Origin of the sequence: Pseudomonas iranensis, from assembly GCF_014268585.2 — a bacterium.
In the GTDB taxonomy this organism is placed as follows: Bacteria; Pseudomonadota; Gammaproteobacteria; order Pseudomonadales; family Pseudomonadaceae; genus Aquipseudomonas; species Aquipseudomonas iranensis.
Map to the genome: position 1 here is coordinate 1,159,469 of NZ_CP077092.1, position 23,148 is coordinate 1,182,616.

The following is a 23,148-nucleotide window of genomic DNA, read 5'->3' on the forward strand; positions in this document are numbered from 1 at the left end:
TTGCGTGAAGGCTTTTAGAGTTGAGGGCTGCCCTGTGACAACTGCAAAACGCTACGACAACTACATCAATGGCGAATGGGTCGCCGGTGCCGATTACTCGGCCAACATCAACCCGTCCGAACTCAGCGACACCATCGGCGATTACGCCAAGGCTGACCTGACCCAGGTCAACGCCGCCATCGACGCCGCCCGCGCTGCGTTCCCGGCGTATTCCACTTCGGGCATTCAGGCCCGTCACGATTCGCTGGATAAAGTCGGCAGCGAGATCCTCGCCCGTCGCGAAGAGCTCGGCACGCTGTTGGCCCGTGAAGAGGGCAAGACCCTGCCGGAAGCGATCGGTGAAGTGACCCGCGCCGGCAATATTTTCAAGTTCTTCGCCGGCGAATGCCTGCGCCTGTCCGGTGACTACGTGCCGTCGGTGCGCCCGGGCGTCAACGTCGAAGTCACCCGCGAAGCGCTGGGCGTGGTCGGTCTGATCACCCCGTGGAACTTCCCGATTGCGATCCCGGCGTGGAAGATTGCTCCGGCCCTGGCCTACGGCAACTGCGTCGTGCTCAAGCCTGCCGATCTGGTGCCGGGCTGCGCCTGGGCGCTGGCGGAAATCATTTCCCGCGCGGGCTTCCCGGCCGGTGTGTTCAACCTGGTAATGGGCAGCGGTCGCGTGGTTGGCGAGGCGTTGGTCAACAGCCCGAAAGTCGATGGCATCAGTTTCACCGGTTCGGTGGGCGTGGGTCGTCAGATCGCAGTCAACTGCGTTTCGCGCCAGGCCAAGGTGCAGCTGGAAATGGGCGGCAAGAACCCGCAGATCATTCTCGACGACGCCGACCTCAAGCAAGCGGTCGAGCTGTCGGTGCAGAGCGCGTTCTACTCCACTGGCCAGCGCTGCACGGCTTCGAGCCGTCTGATCGTCACCGCCGGCATCCACGACAAGTTCGTTGAGGCGATGGCCGAGCGCATGAAGTCGATCAAGGTCGGCCACGCGCTGAAAGCCGGCACCGACATCGGTCCGGTGGTTTCCCAGGCGCAGCTTGAACAGGACATGAAGTACATCGACATCGGCCAGTCCGAAGGTGCGCGTCTGGTCAGCGGCGGCGGTGTGGTGACTTGCGACACCGAGGGCTACTTCCTCGCACCAACCCTGTTTGCCGACAGTGAAGCGTCGATGCGCATCAGCCGCGAAGAGATCTTCGGCCCGGTTGCCAACATCGTTCGCGTGGCCGATTACGAAGCTGCGCTGGCCATGGCCAACGACACCGAATTCGGCTTGTCGGCTGGCATCGCCACCACCTCGCTGAAGTACGCCAACCACTTCAAGCGCCACTCCCAGGCCGGGATGGTGATGGTCAATCTGCCGACCGCCGGTGTGGATTACCACGTACCGTTCGGCGGGCGTAAAGGCTCGTCCTACGGCTCCCGTGAGCAGGGCCGCTATGCACAAGAGTTCTACACGGTCGTGAAGACCAGTTACATCGGATCGTAACCCCGCTGCACCCGCGCCGGGCCATCGCCTGAGGCCCTGCGCGGCACAAGACCAAAGAATGTTTTACCCGCATAAAAATAATCAGTGGGAGTACATCTGCATGCAATCCTCCAAGCCGACTCACGTCCGCTATTTGATCCTGCTCATGCTGTTTCTGGTGACCACGATCAACTACGCCGACCGTGCCACGATCGCCATTGCCGGCTCCAGCCTGCAAAAGGACCTTGGCATCGACGCCGTTACCCTCGGCTACATCTTCTCCGCATTCGGTTGGGCCTACGTCGCCGGGCAAATTCCCGGTGGCTGGCTGCTCGATCGCTTCGGCTCGAAAAAAGTCTATGCCCTGAGCATTTTCACCTGGTCGCTGTTCACCGTACTGCAAGGCTTTGTCGGTGAATTCGGCATGTCCACGGCAGTGGTTGCGCTGTTCATGCTGCGCTTTCTGGTGGGCCTGGCCGAAGCGCCATCGTTCCCCGGCAACGCGCGCATCGTGGCGGCGTGGTTCCCGACCGCTGAACGCGGCACCGCTTCGGCGATCTTCAACTCGGCGCAATACTTTGCCACCGTGCTGTTCGCGCCGTTGATGGGCTGGATCGTCTACAGCTTCGGCTGGGAGCACGTGTTCATCGTCATGGGTATCCTCGGTATCGTGTTCTCGCTGGTGTGGCTGAAAGTCATCTACAGCCCGCGCGAGCACCCACGGGTCAACGAGGCCGAGTTCAAGCACATCGCTGAAAACGGCGGCATGGTCGACATGGACCAGAAGGGCAAGAAGTCCGACGGTCCGAAGTGGGATTACATCCGTCAGCTGCTGACCAATCGCATGATGCTTGGCGTGTATCTGGGCCAGTACTGCATCAACGGCATCACTTATTTCTTCCTGACCTGGTTCCCGGTGTATCTGGTGCAAGAGCGTGGCATGACCATTCTCAAGGCTGGTTTCATCGCTTCGTTGCCGGCGATCTGCGGCTTTATCGGCGGCGTGCTCGGTGGGGTGATTTCCGATTACCTGCTGCGCAAGGGCCATTCACTGACCTTCGCCCGCAAGGCGCCGATCATCGCCGGCCTGCTGGTGTCGAGCAGCATCGTCGCGTGCAACTATGTTGAAGTGGAATGGATGGTCGTGGGCTTCATGGCTCTGGCATTCTTCGGCAAAGGCGTTGGCGCACTGGGCTGGGCGGTGGTTTCCGACACTTCGCCGAAACAGATCGCCGGTCTGAGCGGTGGCCTGTTCAACACCTTCGGCAACATCGCTTCGATCACCACGCCGATCGTGATCGGCTACATCATCAGCTCCACCGGCTCGTTCAAGTGGGCGCTGGTGTTTGTCGGCGCCAACGCACTGGTCGCGGTGTTCAGCTATCTGGTTATCGTCGGCCCGATCAAGCGTGTGGTCTTGAAAGAGCCGCCAACCAGCGGCGGCGTTGAAGCCACCGGCAATTTGTCTCAAGCGCATTCCTGAGGAGCGGCGTCATGCAGTTGATTGAACATTCCGACTCGCCGCGCTACATCCGCCTGCACGAGCGGGACAACGTTGTAGTGGTGGTCAACGATCAGGGCGTACCGGCCGGTACCGAGTTCGCCGACGGCCTGGTCACCTTGGATTTCGTACCGCAGAGCCACAAGGTCACCCTGGAGGATATTCCCGAAGGCGGCCCGGTGATTCGTTACGGGCAGATCATTGGTTACGCGTTGCAGCCAATCCGACGCGGCAGTTGGGTCAAGGAAGATCAACTGCGCATGCCGACCGCGCCGCCGCTGGACAGCTTGCCGCTGTCCACCGATGTGCCGGATGCGCAGGCACCGCTGGAAGGCTTCACGTTCGAGGGGTATCGCAACGCCGACGGCACCGTCGGCACGCGCAACATTCTCGGCATCACCACCACCGTGCAGTGCGTCACCGGCGTGCTTGATCATGCGGTCAAGCGCATCAAGGAAGAGCTGCTGCCGAAGTACCCGCACGTCGATGACGTGGTGGCGCTGACCCACAGCTATGGCTGCGGTGTGGCGATTACCGCCACCGACGCCTACATCCCGATTCGTACCGTGCGCAATCTGGCGCGCAACCCGAACCTGGGTGGCGAGGCGCTGGTGATCGGTCTGGGCTGCGAGAAATTGCAGGCCGGGCAAGTGATGCACGAGGACGATGCCTCTGTGGATCTCAGCGATCCGTGGCTGTACCGCTTGCAGGATTCCAGTCATGGCTTTACCGAAATGATCGAACAGATCATGGAACTGGCCGAAGTGCGCTTGAAGAAACTCGACCAGCGCCGCCGCGAAACCGTGCCGGCCTCCGAGCTGATTCTCGGTATGCAGTGCGGCGGCAGCGATGCGTTCTCCGGCATCACCGCCAACCCGGCGCTGGGTTATGCCTCGGACTTGCTGCTGCGAGCGGGGGCGACGGTGATGTTTTCCGAAGTCACCGAAGTGCGCGATGCGATCTACCTGCTGACCTCACGGGCGCAAACGCAAACCGTCGCCGAAGAGCTGGTGCGCGAGATGGACTGGTACGACCGTTACCTGGCCAAGGGCGAAGCCGATCGCAGCGCCAACACCACGCCGGGCAACAAGAAGGGCGGGTTGTCGAACATTGTCGAGAAGTCCTTGGGCTCGATCGTCAAGTCCGGCAGCAGCGCGATCAATGGCGTGCTCGGCCCGGGCGAGCGTTTCAAGCACAAGGGCCTGATTTTCTGCGCGACGCCGGCGAGTGATTTTGTCTGCGGTACGCTGCAACTGGCGGCGGGGATGAACCTGCACGTGTTCACCACCGGTCGCGGCACGCCTTACGGGCTGGCCATGGCGCCGGTGGTCAAGGTATCGACGCGGACTGAACTGGCGCAGCGCTGGCCGGACCTGATCGACATCGATGCCGGACGCATTGCCACCGGGCGCGCGACCATCGAAGAACTGGGCTGGGAGTTGTTTCACTATTACCTGGATGTTGCCAGTGGCAAGCAACAGACCTGGGCGGAGAAGCACAAGCTGCATAACGACATCACCTTGTTCAACCCGGCGCCGATTACCTGAGACCGCGTCATCGTTCTTCGCGAGCAGGCTCGCTCCCACAGGGATATGCATTGCAAATGTGGGAGCGAGCCTGCTCGCGAAAGCGATCTGCCAGACGCCTAAGAACTTGCGGTGCCTGTGATCGTTCCCACGCTCTGCGTGGGAATGCCTCATGTGCCGCTCCGCGTCACGCTTTGGGACGCAGAGCGTCCCGGGGCTGCATTCCCACGCAGAGCGTGGGAACGATCAGGGTGAAAGTGGCTTATCATTAGCCCCCTATCGACGCTCACCCAAGGCTCTCCGGCATGCTGGCAATCTTTCTTGAAACCCTGAACATCACCGCGCCGGTGTTTGCCATGCTGTTTCTCGGTGTGCTGCTCAAGCGCATCGACTGGATCAACGACAACTTCATCCACACCGCCTCGTCGCTGGTGTTCAACGTGACCATGCCGGCGCTGCTGTTCCTCGGCATTCTCCACGCTGACCTGCACGCCGCGCTGCAACCTTCGCTCCTCATCTACTTTTCCCTTGCCACCCTGGTGAGTTTCGCCGTGGCCTGGGGCTGGGCGATTTTCAAATGTCCGCGGGAAGATCGCGGCATCTACACCCAGGGCGCGTTTCGCGGCAACAACGGCGTGATCGGCCTGGCACTCGCGGCAAGCATGTACGGCGATTACGGCATTTCCCTCGGGGCAATTCTCGCGGCGCTGGTGATCCTGTTCTACAACACGCTGTCGACCATCGTGCTGGCGGTGTACAGCCCGGTGATCAAGTCCGATCCGTGGAGCATCTGCAAAAGCGTGTTCAGCAACCCGCTGATCATCAGCGTGATTTCGGCAGCGCCGTTCGCCTATTTCAAGATCGGTTTGCCGGGCTGGCTGGAGACCTCCGGCCAGTATCTGGCGCAGACCACTTTGCCGCTGGCGCTGATTTGTATCGGCGGCACGTTGTCACTCGCAGCGTTACGCAAGAGCGGCAAGATGGCGCTCAGCTCCAGCCTGGTGAAGATGGTCGGTCTGCCGTTACTGGCAACCGTGGGCGCGTGGTTGTGGGGCTTTCGCGGGGCGGAACTGGGGATTCTGTTTCTCTACTTTGGCAGCCCGACGGCGGCGGCAAGTTTCGTCATGGCCCGGGCAGCGCAGGGCAATCATGAGCTGGCAGCGGCGATTATCGTGATGACCACGTTGATGGCGGCGATCACCACCAATGTCGGAATCTTCGTGTTGCAGTGGGGTGGGTGGATCTGACAAGGATTTGTGGTGTCTGCCAGGGCCTCTTCGCGAGCAGGCTCGCTCCCACAGGGAAACGCATTGCAAATGTGGGAGCGAGCCTGCTCGCGAAGGCGGTCACTGCGGTTTCTGGTAGCTGTCGATCACTTCCTGCGCCGCGCGAAACGCATCGATCGCCGCCGGCACGCCGGCATACACCGCGCAATGCAGCAGCGCTTCGCGAATCTCTTCCACCGTGCAGCCGTTGTTCAGCGCACCGCGCACGTGGCCTTTCAACTCCTGCGGACACTTCAACGCGGTCAGTGCGGCGAGGGTGATCAGGCTGCGGGTTTTCAGCGATAAACCTTCGCGATTCCACACCCCGCCCCAGGCGTGTTCATTGACGAAATCCTGCAACGGCTGGGTGAACTCGGTGGCGTTGCCCAGGGCGCGATCAACGAACGCATCGCCCATGACCTGACGACGGATTTCAACCCCGGACTGCTTCGACTCGCTCATGGCACATCTCTCTTGTGGTGTTGGCGACGCCAGGCGCGGATCGACGTGAACAGCAGAAACGTCAGCAGCGCCGGCAGGACATAAAACAGCATCAAGCGCTCGAGTTTTCCGGCCAGCGGCATGCCGGTGGTGAACGACACCACATGCAGCCCGTAGACCAGATACAAACCGAGCAGCAGCAAGCCTTCGGCCCGGGTCACGCGGTAGCCGGAATAGAACACCGGCAGGCACAGCGCAGCGACGCCGAGCATCACCGGCAAGTCGAAATCCAGCGCATTCGGGGAAACGGAAAGCGGCGTCGGTGCGAGCAGCGCCGTCAGGCCGAGCACCCCGAGCAGGTTGAACAGATTGGCGCCGATCACGTTGCCCACGGCAATGTCACGCTGCCCGCGCAGGGCGGCGATCAGCGAGGTTGCCAGTTCCGGCAGCGAAGTGCCGACCGCGACCACGGTCAGACCGATGACCCGTTCCGACAGGCCCAAGTCGGTGGCCACGACCACGGCGGCGCCGAGCAGCAAACGCCCGGCGAACACCAGCATGGTCAGGCCAGCGAGAATCATCAGCCCACTGATCAGCCAGGATTGCTGCGTCTCGGTTGGTCGTTCTGTATGAGGTCGCGTGGAGTGTCGCGACTGGCGGAACAACAAGCCAAGGTACAGCGCCAACGCCCCGAGCAGCAGGACGCCGTCGAAACGCCCGAGGTCTTTATTCCAGGCGAGGATGAATACCAGCAGGCTGGCGCCGATCATCAGCGGGATATCCAGGCGCACCAGTTGCCGCGACACGCGCAGCGGAATGATCAGTGCCGACAGGCCAAGGGTTACGAGGATGTTGAAGATGCCGCTGCCGACCACGCTGCCGACGGCGATGTCCGGGTTGTCGGTCAGCGCCGCTTGCAGGCTCACTGTCATCTGCGGCGCGCTGCTGCCGAGGGCGACGATGGTCAGGCCGATGATCAACGGACGCACATGCAGGCGCTCGGCCAGACGCACGGCGGCGCGCACCATCAGCTCGGCGCCGATGAGCAAAAGAACCAGGCCGCTGAGCAGTTCGATGACGTTGATCAGCGGCAGATCGGCTAGTCCGAAAATGGTCGGCGCTCCATCAGTCCAGGGCCTGCACGCGAACCCGTGCGGTGCCGCTGCGCAGCATGCCGATTTCATCGGCGGCCTCGCGCGACAGATCGATCAGCCGGCCACGGGTGTGCGGGCCACGGTCATTGATGCGGACCACGACTGATTCGTCATTTTTCAGATTGGTGACCTTCACCCGCGTACCGAACGGCAACTGGCGGTGGGCGGCGGTCAGGGAATGCTGGTTGAACGCTTCGCCGCTGGCGGTGCGTTTACCGTGATGTTTGGCTCCATAGTAGGAGGCGACGCCGGTCTGGTCGTAACCGTGCGGGTCGATGGTGTCGGTACTGGCGCAACCGGCCAGCAGAGAGAGCAGGGCGCTGCTCAGCAACAGACGCTTCATTCAAAGGTATCCCGGATCAAATGTAGGAGTGACCTGTGGCGAGGGGATTTATCCCCGTTGGACTGCGCAGCAGTCCCAAAACTGAGAACTCGGTTTATCTGGTGCAAATCAAGCTCAGCAATAGGGGCCGCTTCGCGGCCCAACGGGGATAAATCCCCTCGCCACAGGTCCCTTCCACAGGGGATGGAGCCAGGCTTTGGATCTGGCTCCATTGGTGGTCAGCCTTCGAGCCTGCTTTTCAGCAATTCGTTCACCTGCTGCGGGTTGGCCTTGCCTTTGGAGGCTTTCATGGCCTGGCCGACGAAGAAGCCGAACATCTTGCCGCGTTTGGCTTCGTCTGCCGCGCGGTACTGTTCGACCTGTTCGGCGTTGGCCGCGAGCATTTCGTCGAGCACAGCCGAGATCGCGCCGGTGTCGGTGACTTGCTTGAGGCCGCGCTTCTCGATGATCTCGTCAGCACTGCCTTCGCCGTTGGCCATCGCTTCGAACACCACCTTGGCGATCTTGCCGGAGATGGTGTTGTCCTTGATGCGCTGCAGCATGCCGCCCAGTTGCTCGGCGGAGACTGGCGAGTCTTCGATGTCCAGGCCCTGCTTGTTGAGCAGGCTGCCCAACTCGACCATCACCCAGTTCGCCGCCAGTTTCGCGTCGCCACCGATGGCCGCGACTTTCTCGAAGTAATCCGCCTGTTCACGGCTGGTGGCCAGCACGTTGGCGTCGTAGGCCGACAGACCGAACTGGCTCTGAAAGCGTTCGCGCTTTTGCGGTGGCAGTTCCGGCAGGGTCGCTCGCACTTCACCGAGGAACGACTCTTCGATGACCACCGGCAGCAGATCCGGATCGGGGAAGTAACGGTAGTCGTTGGCTTCCTCTTTCGAACGCATCGGACGGGTCTCGTCCTTGTTCGGGTCGTACAGGCGAGTCTGCTGGATGACCTTGCCGCCGTCTTCGATCAGCTCGATCTGGCGCTGGATCTCGGAGTTGATCGCCTTCTCGATGAAACGGAACGAGTTGACGTTCTTGATCTCGCAGCGAGTGCCGAACTCGACCTGGCCTTTCGGGCGCACCGAGACGTTGCAGTCGCAACGCAGCGAGCCTTCGGCCATGTTGCCGTCGCAGATGCCCAGGTAGCGCACCAGCGCATGGATCGCCTTGACGTAAGCCACGGCTTCCTTGGCGCTGCGCATGTCCGGCTCGGAGACGATTTCCAGCAGCGGCGTGCCGGCACGGTTCAGGTCGATGCCCGTGGCACCGTTGAATTCTTCGTGCAGGCTCTTGCCGGCGTCTTCTTCAAGGTGCGCGCGGGTGATGCCGACGCGTTTGACCGTGCCATCTTCCAGGGCGATGTCCAGGTGGCCTTTGCCAACGATCGGCAATTCCATCTGGCTGATCTGGTAGCCCTTCGGCAGGTCCGGGTAGAAGTAGTTCTTGCGGGCGAATACGTTGTGCTGGCCGATCTCGGCGTCAATCGCCAGACCGAACATCACCGCCATGCGCACCGCTTCCTGGTTGAGCACCGGCAGCACACCGGGCATGCCAAGGTCGATCAGGCTGGCCTGGGTGTTCGGCTCGGAACCGAAGGTGGTGGAACTACCGGAAAAGATTTTCGACCGGGTGGTGAGCTGAGTGTGAATCTCCAGCCCGATCACGACTTCCCATTGCATGTGTGTCTCCTCAGAAGCCGGTTGGGGTGCGGGTGTGCCAGTCAGTGTTGAGCTGATACTGGTGCGCAACATTGAGCAAACGGCCTTCCTGGAAATACGGCGCGAGCAACTGCACGCCCACCGGCAGACCATCGACAAAACCGGCCGGCATCGACAGGCCCGGCAGGCCGGCGAGGTTGGCGGTGATGGTGTAGACGTCTTCCAGATAGGCAGCGACCGGGTCGCTGTTCTTCGCGCCGAGTTTCCACGCCGGGTTCGGCGTGGTCGGGCCGAGGATGATGTCGACTTCATTGAAGGCAGCCATGAAATCGTTCTTCACCAGACGACGAATCTTCTGCGCTTTCAGGTAGTAGGCGTCGTAGTAACCGGCGGACAGCGCGTAGGCGCCGACCATGATCCGGCGCTGCACTTCCGCGCCGAAGCCTTCGCCACGGGAACGCTTGTACAGGTCGATGAGGTTTTCCGGGTTCTCGCAGCGATGGCCGAAACGCACGCCGTCGAAACGCGACAGGTTCGAGGAGGCCTCTGCCGGGGCGATCACGTAGTACGCAGGAATGGCGTGCTGCATGTTCGGCAGGCTGATTTCCTTGATCACGGCACCGAGCTTCTGCAGCTGCTGGATGCTGTTCTGGATCAGCTCGGCGATGCGCGGGTCGAGACCGGCGCTGAAGTATTCCTTCGGCACGCCGATGCGCAGGCCTTGCAGCGACTCGCCGAGGCTGGCGGAGTAATCCGGAACCGGCTCATCGATGCTGGTGGAATCGTTCGGGTCGAAGCCGGCCATGCCTTGCAGCAGAATCGCGCAGTCTTCGGCCGTGCGCGCCAACGGGCCGCCCTGATCGAGGCTGGAAGCGTAGGCAATCATGCCCCAGCGCGAAACGCGACCGTAGGTCGGCTTCAGGCCGGTGAGGTTGGTGAACGCCGCCGGCTGACGGATCGAACCGCCGGTGTCAGTGGCCGTGGCGGCTGGCAACAAACGAGCGGCAACCGCCGCCGCCGAGCCGCCGGACGAACCGCCCGGCACGTGTTCCAGGTTCCACGGGTTTTTCACCGCGCCGTACCAGCTCGACTCGTTGGCCGAACCCATGGCGAATTCGTCCATGTTGGTCTTGCCCAGGGTCACGGCGCCGGCAGCGGCCAGTTTCGCGACTACGGTGGCGTCGTATGGAGCCTTGAAGTTGTCGAGCATCTTCGAGCCGCAGCTGGTGCGGATGCCCTGGGTGCAGAACAGATCCTTGTGGGCGATCGGCGCGCCGAGCAGGGCGCCGCTCTCACCGTTGGCCCGGCGTGCATCGGCGGCTTTCGCCTGCTCGATGGCCAGATCCTCGGTGAGGCTGATGAAACTGTTGAGCTGCGGATCGAGCTGGGTAATACGCGCCAGCAGGACTTTGGTCAGCTCTTCGGAGGAAAACTTTTTATCGGCGAGACCGCGGGCGATCTCGGCCAGAGTCATTTGATGCATTGCAGGCTCTTTCCCTTTAGTCGATGACTTTCGGAACCAGATACAGGCCGTTTTCGACCGCTGGTGCGATGGACTGGTAGGCCTCGCGATTATTCGTCTCGGTCACCACGTCGGCGCGCAGGCGCTGACTGGCTTCCAGGGGGTGGGCCAGCGGCTCGATACCGTCGGTATCAACGGCCTGCATTTCGTCGACCAGCCCGAGAATGCTGTTGAGGGCGGAAGTAATGTGCGGAAGATCGGCATCGTTGAGGCCAAGGCAGGCCAGATGCGCGATTTTTTCCACGTCGGAGCGTTCTAGCGCCATCGGGATTCTCCAGTGGAAAACAGAACGGACGGCGTCCGTGTGTTAGATTGTCGGAACACTACCGCACTTCTACGGTCATAAGGCCGCGATTGTGGGGCTTGGTGCACAGAAAAGCGGCCAATTTAACATATTGGCGCCTTGCCCAAAATCCCTGTCGTTGTTAGAGTTTGCCGCACTTTTTTACCCACGCGTTGCCTAGGGTCCCTTTCCCATGTTCAAGAAACTGCGTGGCATGTTTTCCAGCGATCTTTCCATTGACCTGGGCACTGCCAACACCCTTATTTACGTGCGCGAGCGCGGTATCGTCCTGAATGAGCCATCGGTTGTGGCCATTCGGACACACGGTAACCAGAAAAGTGTCGTCGCTGTCGGCACCGAGGCCAAGCGCATGCTCGGCCGTACGCCGGGCAACATTGCCGCCATTCGTCCGATGAAGGACGGCGTGATCGCCGACTTCAGCGTCTGCGAAAAGATGCTGCAGTACTTTATCAACAAGGTTCACGAAAACAGTTTCCTGCAGCCCAGCCCTCGTGTGCTGATCTGCGTTCCATGCAAGTCCACCCAGGTTGAGCGTCGCGCCATCCGTGAATCGGCCCTTGGCGCCGGTGCCCGTGAAGTGTTCCTGATCGAAGAGCCGATGGCTGCTGCGATCGGTGCCGGCCTGCCGGTTGAAGAAGCGCGCGGTTCGATGGTCGTGGACATCGGTGGTGGTACCACCGAGATCGCCCTGATCTCCCTGAACGGTGTGGTCTACGCCGAATCCGTACGTGTCGGCGGCGACCGTTTCGACGAAGCGATCATCACCTACGTGCGCCGCAACTACGGCAGCCTGATCGGTGAATCCACCGCTGAGCGCATCAAGCAGGAAATCGGGACGGCCTACCCGGGCGGCGAAGTGCGCGAAGTCGATGTTCGCGGTCGCAACCTGGCCGAAGGCGTTCCACGCGCATTCACCCTGAACTCCAACGAAGTGCTTGAGGCTCTGCAAGAGTCGCTGGCAACCATCGTTCAGGCCGTGAAAAGCGCGCTGGAGCAATCGCCGCCGGAACTGGCTTCCGACATCGCCGAGCGTGGCCTGGTGCTGACCGGTGGTGGCGCGCTGCTGCGTGACCTCGACAAGTTGCTGGCTCAGGAAACCGGTCTGCCGGTGATCGTTGCCGAAGATCCGCTGACTTGCGTTGCTCGCGGCGGTGGCCGTGCGCTGGAAATGATGGATAAGCACACCATGGATCTGCTTTCGAGCGAATAAGCTTCGAATGCAATACGTGGGTGAACGCACAGGCAGCACTTTGCAGTGCTGCCTGTTGGCGTTTATCTTCTGTCAGTCTTCATCCAGGCCGGTTTGATGCCGTATGAATAAACAGAACATTTGCCTGGGAGGAGCGGCTTATTAAACCGCTTTTCACCAAAGGCCCTTCGTTGGGCGTGCGCCTGTTGGTGCTGGCCGTGCTCGCGGTCGCACTGATGGTGGTCGATGCACGTTTCGACCTGCTCAAGCCCGCGCGCAAGCAAGCGTCGCTGGTGCTCATGGATGCCTACTGGATCACTGACCTGCCCGGCCGCTTGTGGGAAGGGGTCGCCAGTCAGTTCGGCAGCCGCACCGAGCTCGTCGCCGAAAACGAAAAACTCAAGACCGAAAACCTGCTGTTGCAGGGGCGCATGCAAAAGCTCGCGGCCCTGACCGAGCAGAACGTTCGGCTGCGCGAGTTGCTCAATTCCTCTGCATTGGTCAATGAAAAGGTCGAAGTGGCCGAGCTGATCGGCATGGACCCCAACCCCTTCACCCATCGCATCATCATCAACAAAGGTGAGCGCGACGGCGTGGTGCTCGGTCAACCGGTGCTCGATGCACGCGGGCTGATGGGCCAGGTGGTTGAATTGATGCCGTACACCTCGCGCGTTCTGCTGCTGACCGACACCACTCACAGCATTCCGGTGCAGGTGAATCGTAACGGTCTGCGCGCGATTGCCAGCGGCACCGGCAACCCGGAACGGCTGGAACTGCGTCATGTCGCCGACACGGCAGACATCAAAGAGGGCGACCTGCTGGTCAGCTCCGGCCTCGGCCAGCGATTCCCGGCCGGTTATCCGGTGGCCACGGTCAAGGAAGTCATCCACGATTCCGGCCAACCGTTTGCCATTGTCCGCGCCGTACCGACTGCCGCCCTGAACCGCAGCCGCTACCTGCTGCTGGTGTTCAGCGACAGCCGCACCGCCGAGGAACGCGCCAATGACGCGGCCCAGGCGCAGGAACAGCTCGATGCCCACGGCGGCGGCCCGATGTTGCCGGCCAGCGTGCCGAAACCGTTGATCATGCCTGCCACGCCGTCGACCGCTACCGCAGCGCCGGCCACTGAAGCCGCAGCGCCTGCCGCCACGCCTGCCAAGCCTGCCGCGAGCAAACCGCCCGCTGCCGCTCCGGCCGCTGCCAAACCGCCGGCCGCGAGCAAACCACCGGCGAAACCGCCAGCGACTACCGGGGGACGAGAATAATGGTCGGCGCGAAAAAATCCGGAAACGGCTGGATGATCTGGCTGACATTCTTCGTCGGCATCCTGCTCAGCGTATCGCCGTTGCCAATCTTCATGGAAATCCTCCGCCCGCTGTGGCTGGCCTTGCTCGTGACGTTTTGGGCGCTGTACATGCCGCACACGGTCGGCATGGTCACGGCGTTCTGTCTGGGGCTGGCCGAAGATGTCCTGCAGGGCGACCTGCTCGGGCAGAACGCGCTGATCCTGACCCTGATTACTTTCCTCGTGTTGTCGTTGCAGCAGCGCCTGCGCATGTTCCCGATGTGGCAGCAGTGCCTGGTGATCCTGGTGATCTTCGGCCTCGCACAATTGGCGCAACTGTGGCTCAGCGCTCTGACCGGCAACCGTCAGCCAACCCTGGCGCTGGTCTTGCCGGCGCTGGTCAGTGCCTTGCTCTGGCCGTGGGTCAGTTTCGCCCTTCGCGGGATGTGCCGACGCTACAGAATCTATTGAGCCGGTGAAGCAGGGCACTGAACAGGGAGATGTTTTGATGAAACTGCTTTACCTCGCCTCCGGCTCACCGCGCCGCCGTGAATTGCTCACGCAGATCGGCGTGCGGTTCTCCGCCATCAGCGCGGACATCGACGAAACCCCGCTTCCTGAAGAATCCCCTTCGGCCTATGTCGAGCGCCTCGCGCGTGGCAAGGCTGAGGCCGGGCGCCGCTCGGTCGTCTCTGACCAGCCGTTCTGCGTGCTTGGCGCCGACACCGCTGTGGTACTCGACGGCAAAATACTTGGCAAACCGGTGGACGAAGCCGACGCATGCGCCATGCTGATGATGTTGTCCGGCAGCGAACACGAAGTGCTGACCGCCATCGCCGTGCTTGAAGGTGAGCGCTGCGAGTCGCGGGTGGTGCGCAGTCGCGTGCGTTTCCGCAGCATCAGCCGCGAAGAGGCCGGCGCCTACTGGGCCAGTGGCGAACCGCGCGACAAGGCCGGCGGCTATGGCATTCAAGGCCTGGGTGCGGTGTTTGTCGCCGGGCTCGACGGCAGCTATTCGGCGGTGGTCGGCCTGCCGCTGTGCGAAACCTGCGAGGTGTTGGGCCATTTCGGCATACCCTGTTGGCAAAACCTGAACACGCCCTGAGCGTCGTACGAATCCAGATGCGGCCACTATCGTGAACATGCCTGAACGAGATCCTGCCATGAGTGAAGAGATTCTGATCAACATCACGCCGATGGAATCGCGCGTGGCGGTGGTCGAAAACGGTGTGCTGCAAGAAGTCCACGTCGAGCGCACGCAGAAACGCGGGATCGTCGGCAACATCTATAAAGGCAAGATCGTTCGCGTACTGCCGGGCATGCAGGCGGCATTTGTTGACATCGGCCTCGATCGTGCGGCTTTCATTCACGCCGCCGAAATCTCCCTGCGTGAAGGCCCGGCGGTGGAAAGCATCAGTTCGCTGGTGCACGAAGGCCAAAGTCTGGTGGTGCAAGTCACCAAAGACCCGATCGGCTCCAAAGGCGCACGCCTGACCACACAACTGTCGATTCCTTCGCGTTATCTGGTGTACATGCCGCGCACTGCCCACGTTGGCATTTCCCTGAAGATCGAAGACGAAGCCGAGCGCGAGCGTCTCAAGCAGGTGGTCAGCGATTGCGTGGCCAAAGAAGGCATCAAGGAGGCCGGCGGCTTCATTCTGCGCACGGCTGCTGAAGGTGCCGGCGCTGATGAAATCCTCATGGACATCCGCTACCTGCGGCGCCTCTGGGACCAGATCAACGAACAGATCAAGACCATCGCCGCGCCGAGCGTGATCTACGAGGACCTCGGCCTGGCCCTGCGCACCCTGCGTGATCTGGTCAATCCGAAAATCGAGAAGATCCGCATCGACTCGCGGGAAACCTTCCAGAAAACCACGCAATTCGTCGCCGAACTGATGCCGGAAATCGCCGATCGTCTGGAACACTATCCGGGCGAGCGGCCGATCTTCGATCTGTACGGTGTCGAAGACGAAATCCAGCGCGCGCTCGAGCGCAAGGTGCCGCTGAAGTCCGGCGGCTATCTGGTGATCGATCCGGCGGAAGCCATGACCACCATCGACGTCAACACCGGGGCGTTCGTCGGTCATCGCAATCTCGAAGAAACCATTTTCAAGACCAATCTCGAAGCGGCCACGGCGATTGCCCGGCAGATGCGCCTGCGCAACCTCGGCGGGATCATCATCATCGACTTCATCGACATGGAAGATGAAGAGCACCAGCGTCAGGTCCTGCGCACTCTGGAGAAACAGCTGGAGCGCGATCACGCCAAGACCAACATCATCGGCATCACCGAGCTGGGCCTGGTGCAGATGACCCGCAAGCGCACCCGTGAAAGTCTCGAACAGGTGCTGTGCGAACCGTGCAGCAGTTGCCAGGGACGCGGCAAGCTGAAAACCGCTGAAACCATCTGTTACGAGATCTTCCGTGAGATTCTGCGCGAGGCGCGGGCCTATCAGGCCGAGGGTTATCGGGTACTGGCCAACCAGAAAGTGGTCGATCGCTTGCTTGACGAAGAATCCGGTAACGTCGCCGAGCTTGAAGGCTTTATCGGTCGCACCATACGTTTTCAGGTGGAAACCATGTATTCCCAGGAACAATATGACGTGGTGCTGCTCTGAAGCCCTGCATCACCACTCATTCAACGCGGCTGGCCTCAGCTTTTCGCAGTATTTTTGCCATGGGAGCCAACTGACATGGAGCGTCTGACACGCATTCTGGCCGCACTCACCCGCTGGGGGCTGGGCCTGTGCGCGTTGGTTCTGGTGTTGATGGCGTTGTACGTCAGCCTCGGCCGCGAGCTGACGCCACTGGTGGCGGAATACCGCGCCGACATCGAAGACAAGGCCAGCGCGGCCCTCGGCATGCCCTTGCAGATCGGTGAGCTGGAGGGCAACTGGAGCGGTTTCGCACCGATCCTGCTGGCCCATGACGTGATGGTCGGCGACGGCGCCAACGCGCTGCGCCTCGACCGCGTACGGGTAGTCCCGGATATGTGGGGCAGCTTGCTCGCCCGCGAAGTGCGCCTCGCGCATATCGAACTCAACGGTTTGAAGATCAGCCTCAAGGAAGCCGACGACGGTACCTGGGCGCTGGAAGGCCTGCCGGTGCAGAAGGACCAGCCGTTCGATGCAGCGCAACTTTTTCAGCGCTCGCAGATGATCAAGCAACTGTCGGTGCTCGATAGCCAGGTGACCTTGCAACCGCTCGACCACGCGCCCATGACGCTCACCTATGTCGGTCTGAATCTGCGCACCGGCGCCAGCCGCCAGCGTCTCGACGCGCGTCTGACCTTGCCCGACGGCCAACCTGTCGCGCTGAGCCTGCGCAGCCAGTTGCGTCCTGATCAGTGGCAGAACAGCGTCATCGAGGGTTATGCCAGCCTGCCGCAGAGCGACTGGGCGAAATGGCTGCCCGAGCGCCTGACCCAGCAATGGAATTTTTCCGAGATCAAGGCCGGCGGTGAACTCTGGGTCGATTGGGCCGAAGGCGCGTTGCAAAGCGCCGCGTTGCGCCTGAATGCGCCGCAAGTGACCGGCGCCTACGCCGAGCGCAAGCCGATCCAGATCAACAATCTGGCGCTCAACGCCTATTACCGCAACACCGCCGAGGGCGCGAAGGTCACTCTTGATTCACTGGCGATGAGCTTCGGCGACACCCGCTGGGAATCCCATGTGCAGGTGCAGCAGACTCGCGCCAGCGCCAAGGCTGAAGAGCTCTGGCATTTGCAGGCCGATCGCCTCGATCTGACCCCGATCACGCCGCTGCTCAATGCGTTGGGGCCGTTGCCGCAAAGCTTCGCCACAGTGGTCGAGCGGTTGAAGGTAACCGGCGGCCTGCGCAACGTCCTGCTGGATTTCCGTCCGACCGCCACCGATGGCAACAAATTCGGCTTTGCCGCCAACCTCGATAATGTCGGTTTCGATGCCTACCACGGCGCCCCAGCGGCGCGAAATGTCAGCGGCAGCCTCAGCGGCAATCTGGACGGCGGCGAGTTGCGCCTCGACAGCAAGGACTTCGTCCTGCACCTCGATCCGATTTTCGCCAAGCCATGGCAATACCTGCAGGCCAATGCGCGGCTGACCTGGAAGCTCGACAAGGATGGCTTCACCCTGATTGCGCCGTACCTGAAGGTGCTGGGCGAAGAAGGCAAGATTGCCGGCGACTTCCTCATCCGCCTGCACTTCGACCATAGCCAGGAAGACTACATGGACCTGCGCGTCGGCCTGGTCGATGGCGACGGTCGCTATACCGCAAAATATCTGCCGGCGGTGTTGAGCCCGGCGCTGGATGAGTGGCTGCGCACGGCGATCCTCAAAGGCGCGGTGGACCAGGGCTTCTTCCAGTATCAGGGCTCGCTGAGCAAGAACGCCGGCGAGGCTGATCGCAGCATCAGTTTGTTCTTCAAAGTGCACGACGCCGAACTGGCCTTTCAGCCGGGCTGGCCGCACGTGAGCAAGGTCAGCGGCGACGTGTTCATCGAGGACAGCGGCGTGCGCATCTGGGCCAGCAAAGGCCAATTGCTCGATACGCAAGTCAGCGATGTCTTCGTCAATATTCCTCACGTACCGGCCGGACAGAACTCGCATTTGTTCCTTGATGGCGCATTTGCCGGTGGCCTGGGCGATGGCTTGAAGATTCTTCAGGACGCGCCGATTGGCACTGGCGAGACCTTTGCCGGTTGGGAGGGCGCCGGTGATCTGAATGGCAAGCTCAAGCTGGATATTCCGCTGGCCAAGGGCGAACAGCCGAAAATCCTCGTCGATTTCAAAACCGCCAACGCGCGGCTGAAGCTGGCCGAACCTAAGCTCGAACTGAGCCAGCTCAAGGGCGATTTCCGTTTCGACAGCAATAAAGGCCTCAGCGGCCAGAACATCTCTGCACGGGCCTTCGACAAACCGGTCACTGCGCAGATCTTCGCGGATGGCAGCCCCAACCAGATCAAGACTCGGGTGGCCGCATCCGGACAGGTTGAAGTGAAAAAGCTCACTGACTGGCTGGGCGTGACCCAGCCGTTGCCGGTGTCCGGGACGATTCCTTATCAGTTGCAGCTGAATCTTTCCGGGGCCGATAGCCAGTTGCTGGTCAGCTCCAGCCTCAAAGGCGTGGCAGTGGATTTGCCGGCGCCGTTCGGCATGGCCGCCGATGTCGGACGTGACACGGTATTCCGCATGACCTTGCAAGGGCAGGAGCGGCGTTACTGGGTCAATTACGATCAACTGGCCAATTTCACCTTTGCCGCGCCGCCGAGTAATTTTGCCGACGGCCGTGGCGAACTGTTTCTCGGCGCTGGCGAAGCGGTGTTGCCGGGCGCCAAGGGTCTGCGCATTCGTGGGGTGCTATCAGAGCTGGACGTTGCGCCGTGGCAGGATCTGGCCAACAAATACGCCGGCGGGGATCCGGGCGGCAGCGCCAAGCAACTGCTCAGCAGCGCTGACGTCAAAGTCGGCAAGTTGACCGCGCTCGGCACCACACTGGATCAGGCCTCGGTGCAGATCAATCGCAAGCCCGGCGCATGGAATCTCGCTCTCGATAGTCAGCAGGCCAAGGGCACGGCCAGCCTGCCGGACGCCAAGGGCGTGCCGATTGCGGTGAATCTGCAATACGTGAAACTGCCAGCGCCGGACCCGGCGGTGCAGGCTGACGAGAACGCGCCGGATCCACTGGCGTCGGTCGACCCGACGAAAATCCCGGCGCTGGATATCACCCTCAATCAATTGTTCCTCGGCCCCGATCTGGTCGGTGGCTGGTCGCTGAAAGTGCGGCCGACCGCCAAGGGCATCGCACTGAACAACCTCGATATGGGCCTCAAGGGAATCCTGCTGCAAGGCAACGGTGGCTGGGAAGGCGCGCCGGGGGCGACCAGCAGTTGGTACAAGGGTCGTATTGGCGGTAAGAATCTGGCTGACGTGCTCAAAGGCTGGGGCTTCGCGCCAAGCGTCACCAGTGAAGAATTCCACATGGATGTCGATGGCCGTTGGCCGGGCTCGCCGGCGTGGCTGGCGACCAAGCGCTTCTCCGGCACCCTCGACGCCTCGCTGAACAAGGGCCAGTTCGTTGAAGTGGAAGGCGGTGCTCAGGCGCTGCGGGTGTTCGGCCTGCTCAACTTCAACTCGATCGGCCGGCGCCTGCGTCTGGACTTCTCCGACCTGTTCGGCAAAGGCTTGAGCTACGACCGGGTCAAAGGTTTGCTGGTGGCGAACAACGGTGTCTACGTGACACGTGAGCCGATTCGCCTGACCGGGCCTTCGAGCAACCTGGAATTGGACGGCACGCTGGATCTGGTCGGTGACAAGGTCGATGCGAAATTGCTGGTGACCTTGCCGGTGACCAACAACCTGCCGATCGCCGCGCTGCTCGTCGGCGCACCGGCGGTCGGCGGCGCGCTGTTCCTCATCGACAAGCTGATCGGCGACCGCGTGGCGCGCTTCGCCAGCGTCAAGTACACCGTCAAAGGCCCATGGAAAGAGCCGAAAATCACCTTCGACAAGCCTTTTTGAACGGCCCGGCCTTGAAGCGATGGAGTAGCATGGCCAAACACCTCTTTGGGAGTTCGCCATGTCTTTAGCGGTGATTCAAATGGTCAGCCAGAGCGACGTGCTGGCCAATCTGGCCCAAGCCCGACGCCTGCTTGAACAGGCCGCCGCCGGCGGGGCGAAACTTGCGGTGCTGCCGGAAAACTTCGCCGCCATGGGCCGTCGTGACGTCGCCGATATCGGCCGCGCCGAGGCCTTGGGCGAAGGGCCGATCCTGCCCTGGTTGAAACAGACCGCCCGCGACCTCACCTTATGGATAGTCGCCGGCACTTTGCCGTTGCCACCGTTGGGTCAACCCACGGCCAAAGCCAATGCCTGCTCGTTGTTGATCAATGAATACGGCGAGGTCGTCGCGCGCTATGACAAGCTGCATCTGTTCGATGTCGATGTCGCCGACAATCGCGGCCAATACCGTGAATCCGATGACTATGCTTATGGCGGTAATGTGGTGGTAGCGGATACGCCGGTGGGGCGCGTCGGTCTGAGCGTGTGTTACGACTTGCGTTTCCCGGAGCTGTACAGTGAATTGCGTGCCGCCGGTGCCGAGTTGATTACCGCACCGTCGGCGTTTACGGCCGTAACCGGCGCCGCGCATTGGGATGTACTGATCCGCGCGCGGGCCATCGAAACACAGTGTTATATCCTCGCGGCCGCCCAGGGCGGCAGTCATCCGGGGCCACGCGAGACCTTCGGGCATGCGGCGATTGTCGATCCGTGGGGGCGTGTGCTGGCCCAGCAGGATCAAGGCGAGGCGGTGTTGCTGGCCGCCCGCGACAGCGATGAACAAGCGTCCATCCGGGCGCGCATGCCGGTGACGCGTCATCGGCGGTTTTTCTCGCAGGGCGCCCAGCGGCCTGCTTCAGAACACGAATTTAAGGCGTAAACCTATGAGCGAGTTGTTGTCCTCAGTCAGTGATCACCTGTTGGCACCCGGCGGTGTCACGATCGAGAGCCTGCAAGGCGTGCTCGGCGATCTGGCCGGGCCGGGCATCGATGCCGCCGACCTGTATTTCCAGGGCCAGATCTCCGAGTCGTGGGCGCTGGAAGACGGCATCGTCAAGGAAGGCAGCTTCAACCTCGATCAGGGTGTCGGCGTGCGCGCGCAGTCCGGTGAGAAAACCGGTTTTGCCTACAGCAACGCGATCACCCTCGAGGCCCTCGGTGCAGCGGCGCGTGCGGCGCGTTCGATCTCCCGCGCCGGGCAGAACGGCACCGTGCAGGCGTTCACCAGCCAGGACGTCGCGCAACTGTACGCGCCCGATAACCCGCTGGAAGTGCTCAGCCGCGCGGAAAAAGTCGAGTTGCTCAAACGCATCGACGTTGCCACCCGCGCACTCGACCCACGGATTCAACAGGTCAGCGTGAGCATGGCCGGGGTCTGGGAGCGAATCCTGGTGGCCTCCACCGACGGTGGCCTGGCCGCCGACGTGCGTCCACTGGTGCGTTTCAACGTAAGCGTCATCGTCGAACAGAATGGCCGTCGCGAACGCGGCGGGCACGGCGGCGGTGGGCGTACCGATTACCGCTACTTCCTCGCCGAAGACCGCGCCATGGGTTATGCCCGCGAAGCGCTGCGCCAGGCTCTGGTCAATCTGGAAGCGATTCCGGCGCCGGCCGGTACCTTGCCGGTGGTGCTGGGTTCCGGCTGGTCCGGCGTGCTGCTGCACGAAGCGGTCGGTCACGGTCTGGAAGGCGACTTCAACCGCAAGGGCAGCTCGGCCTACAGCGGGCGCATGGGTGAAATGGTTGCCTCCAAGTTATGCACCATCGTCGATGACGGCACCTTGAGCGGCCGTCGCGGTTCGCTGAGCGTCGATGACGAAGGCACGCCGACCGAGTGCACCACGCTGATCGAAAACGGCGTACTCAAGGGCTATATGCAAGACAAGCTCAACGCGCGGCTGATGGGCGTGGCGCGCACCGGTAACGGTCGCCGCGAATCCTACGCGCACCTGCCGATGCCACGGATGACCAACACCTACATGCTCGGTGGCGAAAGCGATCCGGCAGAAATCATCGCCTCGGTGAAGAAGGGCATCTACTGCGCCAACCTCGGTGGCGGTCAGGTCGATATCACCAGCGGCAAGTTCGTGTTCTCGACCAGCGAGGCCTACCTGATCGAAGACGGCAAGATCACCGCACCGGTCAAAGGCGCGACGTTGATCGGCAACGGCCCCGAGGCGATGAGCCGGGTGTCGATGGTCGGTAACGATCTGGCGCTGGACAGCGGTGTGGGTACGTGTGGCAAGGATGGGCAGTCGGTGCCGGTGGGTGTCGGCCAGCCAACGCTGAAAATCGATGCGATTACCGTGGGTGGCACGGGCGCATAAGAGAGGCGGGGCTTTCGGGTGGCGCGCAGGACGGCCACCCGGTGGCGATTTTCAACGCAGGCCGCGTTGAGTCTCGTCCAGCTCCCGAATGTATTTGAAGATCTTGCGGCTCGACGCAGGTGGTTTGTTTTGCGCAACCTCATGCTGGGCCTGACGGATCAGGGAACGCAATTGCTGGCGATCGGCGTCCGGATACTCGATGACGAATTTCTCCAGCACGGCGTCATCGCCCGCGATCAGGCGGTCACGCCAGCGTTCCAGATTATGGAAACGCTCGTTGTACTGGCGAGTGGAGGCATCGAGTTGATCGAGCAGAGTCAGAATCGCGTCAGTGTCCTGGTCGCGCATCAGTTTGCCGATGAACTGCAAATGCCGTTTACGCGCGATGTTCGCGGTGTGCTTGGGCGCATCGGCCAATGCCCGGCGCAAAGCGTCGGTCAACGGCAGTTTGGCGACCAGATCAGGCTTGAGTGTGGTCAGGCGCTCGCCGAGGTCAACCAGCGCATGCAACTCGCGTTTGACCTGAGATTTGCTTTTTTCTCCCGTATCGAGGGAGTCGTCGTAAGAATCAACCATGGTGGCAGTCCGCAAAGAAACGCCGCCATGATAACCAGTCGGGGGCCGCTTGTCCGGCCCGGTCGCTCGATGAC

At 61.8% G+C, this 23,148-nt stretch carries 19 protein-coding genes; 12 read left to right on the plus strand and 7 right to left on the minus strand.

The window, feature by feature from the left end:
• The first annotated feature begins 34 nt into the window (after nt 1-34).
• The 4 genes from HU724_RS05045 (at nt 35) to HU724_RS05060 (ending at nt 5,733) form a co-directional block, all read left to right on the plus strand.
• Nucleotides 35-1,480 (plus strand): aldehyde dehydrogenase family protein, encoded by a 1,446-nt coding sequence (locus tag HU724_RS05045; protein ID WP_071174379.1) that lies wholly within the window; start codon nt 35-37, stop codon nt 1,478-1,480.
• Nucleotides 1,481-1,580: 100 nt separating this feature from the next.
• Nucleotides 1,581-2,942: an MFS transporter gene (locus tag HU724_RS05050; RefSeq protein WP_186568068.1), complete on the plus strand. Its 1,362-nt coding sequence runs from the start codon at nt 1,581-1,583 to the stop codon at nt 2,940-2,942.
• Between the two features lie 11 nt (nt 2,943-2,953).
• Nucleotides 2,954-4,507, plus strand: coding sequence for a galactarate dehydratase (gene garD / locus HU724_RS05055; RefSeq protein ID WP_016771706.1), 1,554 nt, complete (start codon nt 2,954-2,956; stop codon nt 4,505-4,507).
• Between the two features lie 284 nt (nt 4,508-4,791).
• Nucleotides 4,792-5,733 (plus strand): AEC family transporter, encoded by a 942-nt coding sequence (locus HU724_RS05060; RefSeq protein WP_016770674.1) that lies wholly within the window; start codon nt 4,792-4,794, stop codon nt 5,731-5,733.
• Nucleotides 5,734-5,832: 99 nt separating this feature from the next.
• On the opposite strand, the gene HU724_RS05065 is transcribed toward HU724_RS05060, so the two are convergent.
• The 6 genes from HU724_RS05065 to gatC all read right to left on the minus strand — a co-directional run bounded on the left by HU724_RS05065 (nt 5,833) and on the right by gatC (nt 11,119).
• Nucleotides 5,833-6,213: a carboxymuconolactone decarboxylase family protein gene (locus tag HU724_RS05065; RefSeq protein WP_123443389.1), complete on the minus strand. Its 381-nt coding sequence runs from the start codon at nt 6,211-6,213 to the stop codon at nt 5,833-5,835.
• On the minus strand, nt 6,210-7,220 hold the full coding sequence (locus tag HU724_RS05070) for a calcium/sodium antiporter (protein WP_437180355.1): 1,011 nt from the start codon (nt 7,218-7,220) through the stop codon (nt 6,210-6,212). Before HU724_RS05070 ends, HU724_RS05065 begins: the two co-directional genes overlap by 4 nt.
• 97 nt (nt 7,221-7,317) lie before the next feature.
• Nucleotides 7,318-7,689, minus strand: coding sequence for a septal ring lytic transglycosylase RlpA family protein (locus tag HU724_RS05075; protein WP_024011604.1), 372 nt, complete (start codon nt 7,687-7,689; stop codon nt 7,318-7,320).
• Nucleotides 7,690-7,907: 218 nt separating this feature from the next.
• Nucleotides 7,908-9,353, minus strand: coding sequence for an Asp-tRNA(Asn)/Glu-tRNA(Gln) amidotransferase subunit GatB (gene gatB, locus HU724_RS05080; RefSeq protein WP_186568070.1), 1,446 nt, complete (start codon nt 9,351-9,353; stop codon nt 7,908-7,910).
• Nucleotides 9,354-9,363: 10 nt separating this feature from the next.
• Complete coding sequence (gene gatA / locus HU724_RS05085; RefSeq protein ID WP_024011605.1) at nt 9,364-10,815, minus strand: Asp-tRNA(Asn)/Glu-tRNA(Gln) amidotransferase subunit GatA; 1,452 nt, start codon at nt 10,813-10,815, stop codon at nt 9,364-9,366.
• 16 nt (nt 10,816-10,831) lie between these two features.
• Nucleotides 10,832-11,119 (minus strand): Asp-tRNA(Asn)/Glu-tRNA(Gln) amidotransferase subunit GatC, encoded by a 288-nt coding sequence (gatC, locus tag HU724_RS05090; RefSeq protein ID WP_024011606.1) that lies wholly within the window; start codon nt 11,117-11,119, stop codon nt 10,832-10,834.
• A 211-nt stretch (nt 11,120-11,330) separates the two neighbouring features.
• Between gatC and mreB the strand changes: the two genes are divergently transcribed.
• The 8 genes from mreB to tldD all read left to right on the plus strand — a co-directional run bounded on the left by mreB (nt 11,331) and on the right by tldD (nt 22,498).
• Nucleotides 11,331-12,368, plus strand: coding sequence for a rod shape-determining protein MreB (gene mreB / locus HU724_RS05095; RefSeq protein WP_002555108.1), 1,038 nt, complete (start codon nt 11,331-11,333; stop codon nt 12,366-12,368).
• Between the two features lie 140 nt (nt 12,369-12,508).
• Nucleotides 12,509-13,612: a rod shape-determining protein MreC gene (mreC, locus tag HU724_RS05100; protein WP_083387093.1), complete on the plus strand. Its 1,104-nt coding sequence runs from the start codon at nt 12,509-12,511 to the stop codon at nt 13,610-13,612.
• The gene (gene mreD, locus HU724_RS05105) at nt 13,612-14,103 is read left to right on the plus strand and encodes a rod shape-determining protein MreD (RefSeq protein WP_024011608.1); all 492 of its coding nucleotides are present in this window, start codon (nt 13,612-13,614) and stop codon (nt 14,101-14,103) included. The genes mreC and mreD overlap by 1 nt, the downstream gene beginning before the upstream one ends.
• A gap of 37 nt (nt 14,104-14,140) precedes the next feature.
• Nucleotides 14,141-14,737 carry a Maf family protein gene (locus HU724_RS05110; protein WP_186568072.1) on the plus strand — a complete coding sequence of 199 codons (597 nt, stop codon included), beginning with the start codon at nt 14,141-14,143 and terminating at the stop codon, nt 14,735-14,737.
• Nucleotides 14,738-14,795: 58 nt separating this feature from the next.
• Nucleotides 14,796-16,253, plus strand: coding sequence for a ribonuclease G (rng, locus tag HU724_RS05115; RefSeq protein WP_016771696.1), 1,458 nt, complete (start codon nt 14,796-14,798; stop codon nt 16,251-16,253).
• 75 nt (nt 16,254-16,328) lie between these two features.
• The gene (locus tag HU724_RS05120) at nt 16,329-20,132 is read left to right on the plus strand and encodes a YhdP family protein (RefSeq protein ID WP_186568073.1); all 3,804 of its coding nucleotides are present in this window, start codon (nt 16,329-16,331) and stop codon (nt 20,130-20,132) included.
• A 58-nt stretch (nt 20,133-20,190) separates the two neighbouring features.
• A complete protein-coding gene (locus tag HU724_RS05125) occupies nt 20,191-21,051 on the plus strand; it encodes a carbon-nitrogen hydrolase family protein (protein ID WP_186568074.1) in 861 nt (286 codons plus the stop codon).
• Nucleotides 21,052-21,055: 4 nt separating this feature from the next.
• Nucleotides 21,056-22,498 (plus strand): metalloprotease TldD, encoded by a 1,443-nt coding sequence (tldD, locus tag HU724_RS05130; protein WP_016771693.1) that lies wholly within the window; start codon nt 21,056-21,058, stop codon nt 22,496-22,498.
• 51 nt (nt 22,499-22,549) lie between these two features.
• On the opposite strand, the gene yjgA is transcribed toward tldD, so the two are convergent.
• Nucleotides 22,550-23,074, minus strand: a complete 525-nt coding sequence (yjgA, locus tag HU724_RS05135; protein ID WP_016771692.1) for a ribosome biogenesis factor YjgA — start codon at nt 23,072-23,074, stop codon at nt 22,550-22,552.
• Nucleotides 23,075-23,148 lie beyond the last annotated feature (74 nt).